The sequence below is a fragment of the Haloferax sp. Q22 genome (assembly GCF_001482285.1).
In the GTDB taxonomy this organism is placed as follows: Archaea; Halobacteriota; Halobacteria; order Halobacteriales; family Haloferacaceae; genus Haloferax.
Genome location: NZ_LOEP01000017.1, coordinates 57085 through 70092 on the forward strand (window position 1 = coordinate 57085; position 13008 = coordinate 70092).

Genomic DNA, 13008 nt, shown 5'->3' on the forward strand with positions numbered 1-13008 from the left:
GCGGAGTCCAGCGCAGTGGTTACGGACGGTGCCGGGGTCGACTGGCGAGGGTCGGCCTCGTCGTCGGTGACGGTGACGCGCGAGGAGCGACTTCGAGAGTTCTACGAGGAAACGATCTTGAAACCGATGCTCGTCGCGTGGTCGGACAGCAGAACCCAACTCGGACTGCTCATCATCGGGTTCTACGTGTCGTTGGCGCTCGTGGCCGTCTTCGGTCTCTGGCGAGAGCCCTCGACGAGTCAGGCCCCGCGGTACCTGACGCTGTTCGAGAACATGCAGTACCCGCTCGGGACGACTGCGTCGGGGACGGACCTCGCCGCACTCATCATCCACTCGACTCCAGACATCTTGCTGATGGTCACCTCGGGAGGACTCTGGGCGACCGGTATCGCTGTCCTCGTCGGGACCGTCGCTGGGTACAAGGGTGGTTCGGTGGGACGCGTGTTGATGTCGGTGTCGGACTTCGTCATGGCCATCCCCGGGCTCCCGCTGGTGATGATTCTCGCGATTACGTTCAATCCCAAGAACCCGATCCTGCTCGGAATCGTCATCAACATCAACTACTGGGCTGGCCTCGGCCGGTCGATCCACTCACAGGTGCTGACGATTCGAGAGAACAACTACGTCGAAGCCTCCCGGACGATGGGCGTGAGCACGCCGCGAATCATCCTGAAGGACGTGATTCCGAACATCATGCCGTACGTGACGGTCAACTTCGTGTTCGCCGCCCGGTACGTCGTGTTCGCATCGATTGGACTGTTCTTCCTCGGCGTGTTGCCGTACTCCGACCAGAACTGGGGCGTCACCCTGAACTTCGCGTACAATGGTGGTGCCCTGTTCTCTTGGAGTGCCGCACACTGGCTTCTCGTCCCGATGGCCGCGATTATCGGCCTCTCGGTCGGCCTCATCCTCCTCGGTCAGGGGATGGACCGCGTGTTCAACCCGCGCGTTCGCACTCGGCTGACGGGGGAGTCTGAGTCGACTGCTTCGGCCGACGAGAAAGACACCGGCATGACGGAGGTTCTGTAGATGACTGCCAAACAACGTGAAACGACGACCCCTACGACAGCTATGACGACAGACGACCCAATCATCGAGATCAACAACGCGGCCGTCACGTACGACGGCGGCGAGACGTTCGTGTTGGACCACGTGAGCATGTCTATCGAACGCGGCGAGATTCTCGGCATCGTGGGCGAGAGCGGAAGCGGCAAGTCGATGTTCGCCGACTCGATGCTGGATGCCATCCCCGACCCCGGACGACTGTCCGGTGAGATACTCTACCACCGCGACGATGGGACCACAGTCGACGTACTCGAACTCTCCGACGACGAACTTCGAGAGTTTCGGTGGGAGGAGGTGTCGATGGTCTTCCAGGGCGCGATGAGTTCGTTCAACCCGACGATGAAGATCGGCGGACACTTCAGAGAGACGCTGAAGGCCCACGACACCGACGTTACGTCGGGAATGGAGTTCGCCCGCGAACTCCTCTCAGACCTGTACCTCGACGCGGACCGTGTGCTGACGTCGTACCCACACGAACTCTCCGGCGGGATGCAACAGCGGGCACTCATCGCCCTGTCGCTCATCCTCGAACCCGAAGTCCTCGTGATGGACGAACCGACCGCCGCACTCGACCTCCTGATGCAGCGTTCGATTCTGACGCTCCTCGAGGACCTACAGGAGAAGTACGACCTGACGATGGTGTTCATCACCCACGACCTGCCGCTGGTCGCCGAACTCGCCGACCGGATGGCCGTCATGTACGCCTTCCAACTCATCGAGGTCGGCGACCGTGAGCAACTCATCGCGAATAGTGGGCACCCATACACGCGAGCGTTGCTCAATGCGACGCCCGACATCGAAGCACCGCTCGGAGAGATGCGACCAATCGAGGGACAGAGTCCAGCACCCATCAACGTTCCACAGGGGTGTTCGTTCGCACCGCGATGTCCACTCGCCACCGAAGAGTGCCGAGTTGAAGACCCGGCGTCCACGCAACTCGACGACGGCCACGCCGTTGCCTGTCACTACGCGGAAGACGCACGAGACGAGATTGCGCTGCACTTCGACCGTTCCGAGGAGTCCGTTCCGGTCTCGGGAGGTGGAGAGTCGTGAGCCGTGCCGGCGAATCGTCGACTGAGTTCGACCAACGCGACGAGCCACTCATCTCACTCGAAAACGTCGAAGTCCACTTCGAAAAAGACCAAGGGCTGTTCGACCTCTTCGAGGACCCGGACGTGGTCAAAGCAGTCGATGGCGTCTCGCTCGACATCGAGGAGAACGACGTCCTCGCACTCGTTGGGGAAAGCGGGTGTGGAAAGACCACACTCGGGAAGACGACCATCGGACTCCAGCGACCGACGGGCGGGACGGTGACGTACAAAGGACAGGACATCTGGGCCGCGAAAGACGGCAGCGGAGAGATACCGTTCGACGAGATTCGGTCGTCGCTCCAGATCATCCATCAGGACCCGGGGAGTTCGCTCAACCCAAACCGGCGGATTCTGAACATCCTCGCAGAGCCGATCAAGCTCACTCACCCAGAGGTCGGGACCAACGAACGCCGCGAGCGGATTCACGCGCTCCTCGAACGCGTCGGGATGAACCCCGCAGCGGACTTCGCGGACCGGTACCCACACCAGCTCAGCGGCGGGGAGAAACAGCGCGTGGCGCTCTGTCGCGTCCTCTTGATGAACCCCGACGTCATCCTCGCAGACGAGGCGATAAGCGCACTCGACGTCTCCTTACGGGTCGAAATGATGGACCTCATGCTCGACCTGCAGTCGGAGTTCGACACCTCGTTCGTGTTCGTCTCACACGACCTCTCGAACGCACGGTACTTCGCAGAACACGGGGACGGTCGAATCGGGGTGATGTATCTCGGAAATCTGGTCGAAGTCGGGCCGGCAGACCAACTCATCGGCGACCCCAGTCACCCGTACACGAACGTCCTCCGCTGGGCGACGCCGAACTTGTCCCGACAGTCGGGCGAGGCTGGTGAGCCGCCGATGCGGAAGATAGATATTCCAGACCCGGTCAACCCACCGAGCGGGTGCCGGTTCCACACGCGCTGTCCCGAAGCCCGTGAGGCGTGTCGGGAGGAGTTCCCACAACTCCAACAGTCCGGCGAGGCCGCTGGCCATCGCGTCGCCTGCTTCAGAGACGACCCGAACCACACCTATTGGGATAGTGACCCGCTGACGGAGGAGGGTGACTGATGTGAATGAGTGGTTGTCGCTTCCGCGTCCCCCGTTGGCCACCGGTGCGAACCCGTCCTCCCATCTCGACCGGAATCCGATCGATATCGGTCGAATCGAGAGCTTGATAATCAGTGCTGGACATGACACTGTATGGCACGATTAGAGACAGTTGTCGACGTTATCTGCGACCAGCGTGACCGGTTCCCGCTGTTCGTCGCAATCGGCATCGTGATGGGGCTCCTCCTCGGGTTTTCGCTGTTGTATCTCGAACCGGGAACTGCCGCGTACGCGATCGCGCTCGTCGACATTGGCCTCGTCGCGGTTACGGTGGTCGGGTTCGGCGGCGGCTTTTGGCTCTGTACGAAGCGGTCCGTAGGGGAATGATGGAGTACTGGCGACAGCGCCGAACACTCGGTGGGGAACAGCCAGTCCCACGAGAAGCGTAGCAACTACGCGACGCCCAACCGCTGCTAGGCAATAATGTAAGAAAGCCATCCACATAGAAATAGCATCAGAATATTTATATTTTTACCACTGTTCTGGCAACAGGCATGACTCGCCTGAGATAGCAGCGATGTGGGTGATAAACTCGTCAACTATGCTCGGATTTGACGGCTTAATATTGGTTATATTTTGCAAGTGTACTGAGCCAGTTACTTCTTGATTCCAATCTGACTGGACACCGAAAAACCGTTCTGGGTACGCTACCCGCTCCAGACAGTATCGTATTATCACCAGAATGGCGTCTTTCTCGGCGTCGACCACCAGTATCGGTCTCGGTCCCGAGTTCGTACCCCCTCGAGTGAAAGCCACACAACCACCACCATATTCAACTGTTTGAACAATATTATAAATCTTAAACTGCCTCGGCGGTTGGTTGTCGAGGCCGGTCGATGACGTGTATTCTAGAGAGTGAATCCCACAAACAAAATCTGAATTTAATATCAATATATTTGACATTCTGTCCATGTTCGGAACGGGCGTATCACTCAGACGACAACGAACGAGTTGCTCGGTTCAGTGGGCTATCCTCGTATCGGAACGCGACTCCATCACCGACTGAGTTGGACCGTCAGTGCAGTCGCGCTTCCAGCGACTCGACGAGCGGGTCGTTGCCAATGTAGACTGGGACGCGGTCGTGGATGCCGTCGGGCGTTCCCGAAAGGAGCGACTTCTCGCCGTCCGACGACCGCCCGCCGGCGCACTCGATGATGTAGCCGATGGGAAAGCCCTCGAACTGCTGTCGGAGTTTCCCGCTCGGCGCGTCAGTCTGGGCGGGGTACGCGAAGATGCCGCCGTAGTGGAGAATCTGGTTCACGTCGCCGATCATCGATCCGCCGTAGCGAAGCTTCATCCCCTCGGTGCGTTCGGTCTCGCGGGCGAACGCCTCGAAGTCGTCGAACCAGTGGTTGGCCCGGCCGCCGAAGCTGAAGATGGCGGGGTCGTCGGGGAGCGTCAGTTCCTCGCGGAGCGGGCGCTTGATGCCCGATTCGATGATGTACTCGCTGACGACGCCGTCGCGGGCGGCCACGAGCGTCGTCACCGGGCCGTAGAGAATGTAGCCCGCGGCGAGCAGGTTCTCGCCACCCGTGGGGAGCGGTTCGCCGTAGATGCTGTAGAGCGTCCCCATCACGTTGTTCGGCTTCAGGTTCGTCGACCCGTCGAGCGGGTCGAGCGCGACCGACACGCCCTCACCGATGTCGATGACGTCGGGGCGCTCCTCGCTGGCGTACTCGCCGACGCCGTCGAGGGGACGGAGTCGCTTCAACAGCAGTTCGTCGGCGTAGGTGTCGGCTTCCAACTGGCGCTCGCCGCTCGGGTTCGTGCCCTCCTCGTAGACGCGTCGGCCGGGCAACCCAGCCCGAATCGACGGCGCGGCCGCACAGAGCGTCTCGACGACGGCGTCGACCACGTCGTCCTCCCGACTCGATGGGTCTGTCATGCGTTCGATACACCCTGCGGAGTCGCGGCTGCGCCGAGGCGATTCGACGGGACGCCGACGGGCGGCGCGCGGACGGGCGTCGGGGTGGTCGTCATCACCTACAGATACCGTGGACGGAGTATAGTTCTGTCCCCGCGTGTAAGCGTTGCACCGCATCGACCACGGAGTTGGCGGCGGGTTTTCGACTTGGGCGCTGTTGAAGTCCTCCGCTGGTGGTGGTTGTTGGACTCGTGCTGAATACGACGCGCGAGTCGGCTATGAGTTCAGCACTCAATATGGACCGCTTACCTCGGTATGTACAGTGTTGGTGAGACAGGCCCTCTGTATCGGGACTCGCTGCCCTATCTATAATGTATATCCAAGCAGTGTAGTCGAATATGGTTGAGGCGGTCAGAACTATCTTCGGGGTAGTTATTCTTGCTAGCTCGTTGTGGTTTGGCTCCCGAGCGATCACCGCTGGGATGCTCTCCCATTCGATGTCGGTATCCGAGGCCGAGAGTCCATCAACGCTCGTCGGTGGCGAGACAGTCGCCATTGAGGGAACGGTGAACGTCAGGAGTTCACCGCCACTAAGCAACTCAGTCCCGATTGACGAGGAGGAGTCGATTGGTGCGTACGTGTGGCGGCTCAAGAAAGCCGAGTCGTATAACTACAACCTTGATGCCGAAGAGCTCGGAGCGGATATGAATCTGATTACGTATGCATCCGGAATTGAGTCTGGAACGTTTACCGTCAACGACGGTCAACGCGAGATCTGGATCGACACAGACTGGTTGGCTCAGACCCACGGCAGCACCGACATCACAACAGTGTCTTCGGATTGGACGGTATCGACCTGGCTGTCGAAGCGTAGCTGGGAATCGCAGTACATCCAACTAGAGGACCACTGGATTGCCGTACCCGTTGCCGATGTAGATGGCTCGGATCTAGGCGCCGACGACGAGAGCCTCGATGATACGTATTTTGAGGCGAGAGCTATCGTCGATGGCGAGGAGTTGGCCGTCTGCGGGGAAGTCACGGTTGAGCAGGGCAGGCCCGTACTCCACGGGAGCGACGAGACGCCGCTGGTGCTTTCTGACCAAGGATTCGAGGAATTCAACAGCAGTCTTCGTCGGCAGGTCCTGAAGTACGGACTGGCCTCGGGCGGGTTTGCGGTCATCGCCAGCCTCGCGTTGGGAAGCGGACTGGGAATCGGTTGAAACCGACGGCGTCTCGTGATGCACCAGCGTCGAGTCACGGACCATCATGCAGCTGTGAGAGAGAACAGATAGAGAAACAGTATAATCGAACTGCCAAACGTCAATGCTCCGTACAGCAGCACAGACTTCCACGAGGAGGTTCGGCTGAACCAACTCGACACGAGAGACCCGACTGCTGACAGTCCCAGAAGGCCGTACACGATTGGCATTCCTTCCATCGAGAGATAGCCACCAATAACGTCCACAGCGATCATTGTAGAAAGGAGTCCAAAACAGATAGCGAGGACGCCAGCGGTGGACCGTCGCTTAACAGTCAACCTCACACTAGTACGTGACAATTCGCTATAACAAATTCGTTGTGGCTCAGTGGAAACAGGTTACTGAGCGGCGAATAAGCGTTCGAACACGACCGTCGGGAACTGCGGTTCGAGTCGGCTCGGCGGCCGCCCCTTCCGGTCGACGCGCTCCGCCGTGACCCGGCGGGTGATGCCGTCTTCGGCGAGTTCGTAGAGGATGCGCTTGACCGTCGCCGCCGAGAGGTCGACCGATTTCGCGATGTGCTGGCTCGTCGCCTGCACCGACTCCTGTTGGTCGGGTCGTAACGCGAGGAGTTCGTGGAGCACCTGCTGGCGGTTCTCCGGGAGCGCGAACACGCGGCCGAGCGAGACACAAGGCCGCGGCACTGCGGCGATTCCCGCGGCGGTGTCGGCGGCGGTGATGCTCTGGTGTCTGTTCCGGGCCGCCTCATCGGCCGCGCCGAACAGCGCCGCGAGCGCGTCGTGAGCGTCGCCGTCGGCCCACTCGGCGATGTCGCGAGCCAGTCGGTGGTCGAGCGTTCGCTGAGACCCCGCGGCCGACGCCCGGGTCATCAGCACGTCGATGAGCACCTGACTCTGGTACGGTTCGAACTGGATCTCGCTGGCCGTGTAGTCGGTCAGCACCGTCTCGTCAGGCGACGAGCGCCCGATGGCTAACCAACTGACTTTGCTCGGAAGCCCGGCACAGAGGTCGACGAACGTCTCGCCGTCGAGCGTCCCCGGCTCTTCGAGGTGGTCGACGGCGACGATAGCACCCGTCTTCGGGCCGTCGAGCGTCGCTTTGAGCCGCGACTGGAGCGCCTCCGTCTTGATGCCCTGCTTCGGCACCGACTCGTCGACGAGCGCGTCGAGCACGGCGTGATAGAACGCGAACGCGCTCGTCGTCTCGCGCGCGTCGACGTAGACGAACCGCGGCGCAAACGTCGCCTGCACGCGGGTCGTCGTGTGGATGGCGGCGTTGTTGACGCTCGACACGCGGACGAGGCGGTCGAAAAGCGCCGTCACGACCGCCGACTTCCCCGACCCTTTGGGGCCGTAGACGTAGGCGTTCGGCGGGAGGTGGCCGTCGAACACCGGGTCGAGGTAGTCGAGCAGTCGCTCCAACACCGGCCCGCAGTTCACCGGGTCGTCGATGTGCGCAACCGGCGAGAGCGAATCGTAATCGACGAGGAGGCGAGGCTCACCGTCACGGCGCTGCCGACGTTTGATCCTCGCTTCGATGTCCATGTCGTGGATGATAGTTCCGAAATGGGAGGTATATCAGTTCTGACTGCTCACGGCAGCGGCACCGCGCCGGCCGTGGTGAACACGCCGGCGATGGCGAGCAGGCCGAGGATGAACGTGGTCGTCACGATGGAGGCCGCGGGCGGGTCAAAATGGGTGCTGCCGTGCGCGTAGAAGACGCGCTCGTACACCTCGCCGAGGACGCCGCCGAGGACGCCGAAGCCCGCGCCGAGGACGAGCGCGACGGGGACGCTCGCGCCGTCGAGCATGGCCATGCTGGCGATGAACGTCGCCGGGAGGCTCATGTGGTGGGTGACGGGTATCTTCTCGACGCCGAGGTTCAAGAACAGCAGGCTCGTCGCGGAGATGCCGAACGGGATGAACAGGCTCCCCGTGCGCGCGAAGATGTACGCGCTGAGGATGCCGACGGCCATCCCGACCGCGGCGACGCCGCTCCACTTGTACTGGTGCGGGAGCCACGGTTCGACCGCGAGGCGGTACGAACCGCCGGTGGCGGTCCCGCCGTCGGTCATCGCCTCACGCTTTTTGCCCGTCTCGAACGGCGACACGTCGAGGAAGCCCTTGCCGCGGGGGGTCCCGACGAGTTCGTAGCCGAAGGCAGCGCGGGCGAGCAGCGCGGTCACGACGACGCCAACCGCGGGCGGGTCGAGCGGGAGCGCGAGCCCCCCAGAGGTCTGTCGAATCGCCATCCCGATGACGCCGAAGACGCCGCCCACCGCGAGGATGTCCGGCCGGGTGCCGAGCGCGTACGCGATGTCCTTCGCCGGGTGGTAGTCGCCGTCGGCGGGCTCTGGCATGCCGTCGTTTTTCGCGGCGTAGGCCGCGGCAGCGACGCCGCCCGCGAAGGCGACGTGGGGACCGAAGACGGGACCGAACGCCAGCGGGCCGACGATGCCGGCACCGTAGCCGCCCGCGGCGTCGGCGACGAGGCTCCCGCCCCCGACGAACTCCGTGGAAACGACGTTGCCAGCCTCGCCGACGAGGACCATGATACCGGTGAAGATGAACGCCGGCAGCGCCCCGAGGGACGCGCCGAACATCCCGCCCGCGAACGAGGCGATGACGAGCACGAGGATATCGATGGCTTCGAGGCCGAACACGATGGCCATCTCACTCGCCCCCCTCGCCTTCGTCTTCGCGCGCCCAGTCGAGCGAGCGGTCGACCGCGTCGTGCCAGCGGTCGTACATCTTGTCGACGCGCTCGGCGTCGGCCTCGGGGGAGAACTCGCGGTCGACCTGCCAGTTGTCGCGGAGTTCGTCGACGGTGTCCCAGTAGCCGACCGCGAGGCCGGCGGCGTACGCCGACCCGAGGGCGGTCGTCTCGTCGACCTCCGGCCGGGCGATGTCCGTCTGGATGATGTCGGACTGGAGTTGACAGAGGAAGTTGTTCTTGACCGCGCCGCCGTCGACGCGGAGCGCGTTCAGTTCGACGCCCGAGTCCGCTTCCATGGCCTCGGCCACGTCGCGGGTCTGGTAGGCGATGGATTCGAGCGTCGCGCGGACGATGTGCTCGCGGCGGGTGCCACGGGTCATGCCGACGATGGTGCCGCGGGCGCGACCGTCCCAGTGGGGCGCGCCGAGGCCCGTGAACGCCGGGACCATGTAGACGCCGTCGGTGGATTTGACCGAACGCGCCAGCTCAGCGGTCTGGGCGGCGTTGTTGATGAGGTCGACGTCTTCGAGCCACTCGATGGCCGCGCCGGTGATGAAGATGGAGCCTTCGAGGGCGTACTGGACGGGCTCGCCGGAGAGCTGGAACCCGATGGTCGTCAGGAGGCCGTGGTCGGACGAGACCGCCTCAGTCCCGGTGTTCATGAGGTAGAACGAGCCGGTGCCGTAGGTGTTCTTCGCGTCGCCCTCGTCGAAGCAGGTCTGGCCGAACAGCGCGGCCTGCTGGTCGCCGAGCGCGCCGGCGACGGGTATCGAAGCACCGAGGAAGCCGTCGGCGTCCGTGTGGCCGTAGAGGTTCTCGTCCGAGGACGGCCGAACCTCCGGAACCATCTCTTTGGGCACGTCGAACTCGGCGAGCAGGTCGTCGTCCCAGTCGAGCGCCTCGATGTCGTAGAGCATCGTCCGCGAGGCGTTCGACACGTCAGTGATGTGGTTGCCCGTCAGGTTGTAGATGAGCCACGCGTCGATGGTGCCCATCAGAAGTTCGCCCTCCTCGGCCCGACTGCGGAGGTCGTCGCCGCGCGAACTCTGGAGTTTCAGCGGCTCCGCCTTGTCGAGAATCCACTCGACTTTCGTCGCCGAGAAGTAGGCGTCCGCTTCGAGGCCGGTCTTCTCGCGAATCCACTCCACTTTGTCTTCGGCCTGGAGCTCCTCGACGCGGTCGGTCGTCCGGCGGTCCTGCCAGACGAGCGCGTTGTGGACCGGCTTGCCCGTCTCGCGGTCCCAGACGACGGTCGTCTCGCGCTGGTTCGTGATGCCGAGCGCTTCGAGTTGCGCCGCGTCGAGGCCGGCGTCGGCCAGCCCGGCCGTGATGACCTGCTTCGTGTTCTCCCAGATTTCGAGGGGGTCGTGTTCGACCCAGCCCGGATTCGGGTAAATCTGCTCGTGTTTCTCGTAGGCGTTGCCGACGACCTGCCCGCTGTGATCGAAGATCATGAAGCGCGTTCCGGTCGTCCCCTGGTCGATCGAACCGACGTATGTGTCTGTCATGTGTGTTCCGTGCCCTGCCCAATTTGTTATTGCTGGTGTGGGCTTACCAGTAAACAATATATTGAATCGTTATAAACGTACCTCTCAGACTGATTTTCGTCGGTGACACACGAGAAACGACTGTCGTTCGAGTGGATAGTGAGAGAATCAAAAACTGCAGTATGAGCGCTATAAACCCGAATTCAGAACTTATTCAGTGCTCGTTCGAAACAGGTCAAAGCTCGGCGACAAACGTCTTCTTCACCGAGAACAGTCGTAGAATCATTATATTTACTAGCAATGTGCGACAGGTAGTATCGATCCGACTCGGATGTGCCGGCGAACGTGTTCGGGGCAATCGACTCGGTAGTCTCCCGCGAGGTTCGACGTGTATGGCAGACACCACCCTCGACGTGCGCGAACTTCCACCGGTCGAGCGCCACCCGAAGATTCACGCCGCGTTCGACGACCTCGACGCAGGCGAGTCGCTGACGATTCTCAACGACCACGACCCCAAGCCGCTGTTCTACGAGATGCAGGCGGAGGTCGACGCCTTCGACGCCGACAACTACACCGTCGAACAGCGCGCGCCCGACGAATTCGCGGCGACGTTCCCGAAAAAGTAGCGTCGTGACCACGGGTCGTGGCCGCGGTCCCGGCTCGTCTCCTTCCTTTCTCCATCCTCGGCGAATATGTTCGGAGTCACCGGTAGGACTCCGCGCCGCGCTAGTCCGCGTATGAGCGCCATTCCCGCCGACATCGACACGGCTCGTCAGCCACCGATGACGATTCCGCTCCGGCACTTCGTCGTCGCCATCGGCTTCCTCGTGGCCGCGGTGGGCCTCCGAGTCGGTCTCGCCGTCGGCGTCGCTCCCGGTGCCGCCCGCCTCGCGCACGTCCATCTCCTCGTCGCGGGCTGGGTGTGCGTCACCATCATGGGCGCGATGACGCAGTTCGTTCCGGTCTGGTCCGGCGTCGACCTCCACTCCCGACGGCTCGCGACCGCACAGTTGTGGGCCGTCGGCGTCGGTCTCGTCGGCGTCGCGGGGTGCTTCCTCCTCGGCGCGTTCGCGTTGCTGCCGGTCTTCGGTGCCGTCGCCCTCCTCGGCTTCTGGACGTTCGCCTACAACATCGCGCGCACGCTCTCTCGACTCGACGGGGTCGACGTGACTGAGCGCCACTTCGGCCTCGCAATCGGCGCGCTCGTGGTCGTCACCGCACTCGGGTTCCTGCTCGCGGTCGACTTCACGCGGCCGCTTTTCGCCGGCGTCGGCGCGACTCACGGGACCGTCCGCGCGACCCACGTCACGCTCGCCGTCTTCGGGGTCGTCGTGACGACCGTCGTCGGCGCGCTCTACCAACTCGCGACGATGTTCACTCAGACGAAACTCCGCGGCGTCGACGTGTGGCTCCGCCGGGGCGAGGAGGTCGGCTACCCACTCGGCGTCGTCGCGCTCGCCGGCGGCCGACTCGTCTCTGACCCGACGCTCGCGCGGGTGGGCGGCGCGCTCGTCGCGCTCTCGCTGCTCGGCATCGCCGCGATTCTCGCCCGCCGCCTCGTCGAGTCGTCGGTCGACTGGACGCCCATGCTCACCCGGTACGCCGTCGCGGCCGTCGCCCTCGCCGGTTGGGCCGTCCTGACGCACCCCGCGTGGCTCGCGGCTCCACTGGCCGGAGACCGCCTGTTCGGTGCGCCGGGTACCGACTCACTGTTCCTCCTCGGGTTCGTCGGGTTCGTCGTGCTCGGGACGCTCTATCACGTCGTCCCCTTCATCGTCTGGGTCCACCGCTACAGCGACCGCCTCGGCCTCGAACCCGTGCCGATGCTCGACGACCTCTACAGCACCCGCCTCGCCCGCCTCGACTTCGGCCTCGTCGGATCGGGCGTCGTCGCCGTCATCGCACACGACCTCGCCGGGCTCTCCTCGGCTGCTGAGACGGCCGGCTGGACGCTCGTGCTCATCGGTATCGCGGTGTTCGCCGCGAACCTCCTGCGAGTTATCTGGCTCCACAGTCCGCAATCGTTGGTCGGCGGCGCGGCCGCGTCGGCTGTCGATGCGGACGACGGCGCGGACTGAGACGGTGCGTCAGAGACGCGTCTCGAATTCTCTCAGAGGCCGAGCAGTTCGCGCGCGAGAAAGAGAATTGCGAGCAGACTCGTCAGGACGAGAATCGCCGCGAGACGCAGGACGCCGGCCGCTCGTCGTCGGTCCTTCGGGAGCGATTCGGCGACTCCGGACAGGGCGGTTCCGACTATCATAAACAGCAGCCACCCACCCGACAGGGACTGTTCCACGATGGCATACTGCCAGTACAGAGCCGAGAAGACGACCGCGCCACAGAGCTGGACGACAGGAAAGAGGCCGCCGGAGGGCTCGCTGAACACGGTTTGGTCCACGATGGAGGGCATCGAACACGTCATCTCCCGCGAAGGACAAAAGCGCACCTGCCGTCACTCACCT

Annotated in this window: 12 protein-coding genes; 7 read left to right on the forward strand and 5 right to left on the reverse strand. The window is 63.1% G+C overall.

Going from position 1 to position 13008, the window contains the following annotated elements:
- Positions 1 to 15: 15 nt before the first annotated feature.
- The 4 genes from AM590_RS07575 to AM590_RS07590 all read left to right on the forward strand — a co-directional run bounded on the left by AM590_RS07575 (position 16) and on the right by AM590_RS07590 (position 3587).
- Positions 16 to 1029: an ABC transporter permease gene (locus tag AM590_RS07575; protein ID WP_058826933.1), complete on the forward strand. Its 1014-nt coding sequence runs from the start codon at positions 16 to 18 to the stop codon at positions 1027 to 1029.
- Between the two features lie 42 nt (positions 1030 to 1071).
- On the forward strand, positions 1072 to 2118 hold the full coding sequence (locus tag AM590_RS07580) for an ABC transporter ATP-binding protein (RefSeq protein WP_157575442.1): 1047 nt from the start codon (positions 1072 to 1074) through the stop codon (positions 2116 to 2118).
- On the forward strand, positions 2115 to 3221 hold the full coding sequence (locus tag AM590_RS07585; RefSeq protein ID WP_058826935.1) for an oligopeptide/dipeptide ABC transporter ATP-binding protein: 1107 nt from the start codon (positions 2115 to 2117) through the stop codon (positions 3219 to 3221). Before AM590_RS07580 ends, AM590_RS07585 begins: the two co-directional genes overlap by 4 nt.
- A gap of 132 nt (positions 3222 to 3353) precedes the next feature.
- On the forward strand, positions 3354 to 3587 hold the full coding sequence (locus AM590_RS07590) for a hypothetical protein (RefSeq protein WP_042666412.1): 234 nt from the start codon (positions 3354 to 3356) through the stop codon (positions 3585 to 3587).
- Between the two features lie 688 nt (positions 3588 to 4275).
- On the opposite strand, the gene AM590_RS07595 is transcribed toward AM590_RS07590, so the two are convergent.
- Complete coding sequence (locus tag AM590_RS07595) at positions 4276 to 5145, reverse strand: class 1 fructose-bisphosphatase (protein ID WP_058826936.1); 870 nt, start codon at positions 5143 to 5145, stop codon at positions 4276 to 4278.
- Positions 5146 to 5522: 377 nt separating this feature from the next.
- Here AM590_RS07595 and AM590_RS07600 point away from each other — a divergent pair, with 377 nt between their 5' ends.
- Positions 5523 to 6344: a hypothetical protein gene (locus tag AM590_RS07600; RefSeq protein WP_058826937.1), complete on the forward strand. Its 822-nt coding sequence runs from the start codon at positions 5523 to 5525 to the stop codon at positions 6342 to 6344.
- A gap of 377 nt (positions 6345 to 6721) precedes the next feature.
- Here AM590_RS07600 and AM590_RS07605 read toward each other — a convergent pair whose 3' ends face one another.
- From AM590_RS07605 to glpK, 3 genes are read right to left on the reverse strand one after another with little or no spacing between them, the layout of a single operon-like run.
- Positions 6722 to 7888 (reverse strand): Cdc6/Cdc18 family protein, encoded by a 1167-nt coding sequence (locus tag AM590_RS07605; RefSeq protein WP_058826938.1) that lies wholly within the window; start codon positions 7886 to 7888, stop codon positions 6722 to 6724.
- A 47-nt stretch (positions 7889 to 7935) separates the two neighbouring features.
- Entirely contained in the window at positions 7936 to 9015 is a 1080-nt protein-coding gene (locus AM590_RS07610) for a hypothetical protein (RefSeq protein WP_058826939.1), read from the reverse strand.
- A gap of 1 nt (position 9016) precedes the next feature.
- Positions 9017 to 10567 (reverse strand): glycerol kinase GlpK, encoded by a 1551-nt coding sequence (gene glpK / locus AM590_RS07615; protein WP_058826940.1) that lies wholly within the window; start codon positions 10565 to 10567, stop codon positions 9017 to 9019.
- 371 nt (positions 10568 to 10938) lie between these two features.
- Here glpK and AM590_RS07620 point away from each other — a divergent pair, with 371 nt between their 5' ends.
- Together AM590_RS07620 and AM590_RS07625 are read left to right on the forward strand one after the other, a co-directional pair.
- Positions 10939 to 11172: a DUF2249 domain-containing protein gene (locus AM590_RS07620; RefSeq protein WP_058826941.1), complete on the forward strand. Its 234-nt coding sequence runs from the start codon at positions 10939 to 10941 to the stop codon at positions 11170 to 11172.
- Positions 11173 to 11283: 111 nt separating this feature from the next.
- Positions 11284 to 12624, forward strand: a complete 1341-nt coding sequence (locus AM590_RS07625; RefSeq protein WP_058826942.1) for a hypothetical protein — start codon at positions 11284 to 11286, stop codon at positions 12622 to 12624.
- Positions 12625 to 12656: 32 nt separating this feature from the next.
- Here the strand turns inward: AM590_RS07625 and AM590_RS07630 are convergent, their stop codons facing one another.
- The gene (locus tag AM590_RS07630; protein ID WP_058826943.1) at positions 12657 to 12956 is read right to left on the reverse strand and encodes a hypothetical protein; all 300 of its coding nucleotides are present in this window, start codon (positions 12954 to 12956) and stop codon (positions 12657 to 12659) included.
- Between the last annotated feature and the right edge of the window lie 52 nt (positions 12957 to 13008).

What these genes read in the sequence shown, in the direction of transcription:
- AM590_RS07600 (WP_058826937.1), top strand. Translation starts at nt 5,523, where the DNA reads ATGGTTGAGGCGGTCAGAACTATCTTCGGGGTAGTTATTCTTGCTAGC.
- AM590_RS07625 (WP_058826942.1), top strand. Translation starts at nt 11,284, where the DNA reads ATGAGCGCCATTCCCGCCGACATCGACACGGCTCGTCAGCCACCGATG.
- AM590_RS07580 (WP_157575442.1), top strand. Translation starts at nt 1,072, where the DNA reads ATGACGACAGACGACCCAATCATCGAGATCAACAACGCGGCCGTCACG.
- AM590_RS07590 (WP_042666412.1), top strand. Translation starts at nt 3,354, where the DNA reads ATGGCACGATTAGAGACAGTTGTCGACGTTATCTGCGACCAGCGTGAC.
- AM590_RS07605 (WP_058826938.1), bottom strand. Translation starts at nt 7,888, where the DNA reads ATGGACATCGAAGCGAGGATCAAACGTCGGCAGCGCCGTGACGGTGAG.
- AM590_RS07595 (WP_058826936.1), bottom strand. Translation starts at nt 5,145, where the DNA reads ATGACAGACCCATCGAGTCGGGAGGACGACGTGGTCGACGCCGTCGTC.
- AM590_RS07610 (WP_058826939.1), bottom strand. Translation starts at nt 9,015, where the DNA reads ATGGCCATCGTGTTCGGCCTCGAAGCCATCGATATCCTCGTGCTCGTC.
- AM590_RS07620 (WP_058826941.1), top strand. Translation starts at nt 10,939, where the DNA reads ATGGCAGACACCACCCTCGACGTGCGCGAACTTCCACCGGTCGAGCGC.
- glpK (WP_058826940.1), bottom strand. Translation starts at nt 10,567, where the DNA reads ATGACAGACACATACGTCGGTTCGATCGACCAGGGGACGACCGGAACG.
- AM590_RS07630 (WP_058826943.1), bottom strand. Translation starts at nt 12,956, where the DNA reads ATGCCCTCCATCGTGGACCAAACCGTGTTCAGCGAGCCCTCCGGCGGC.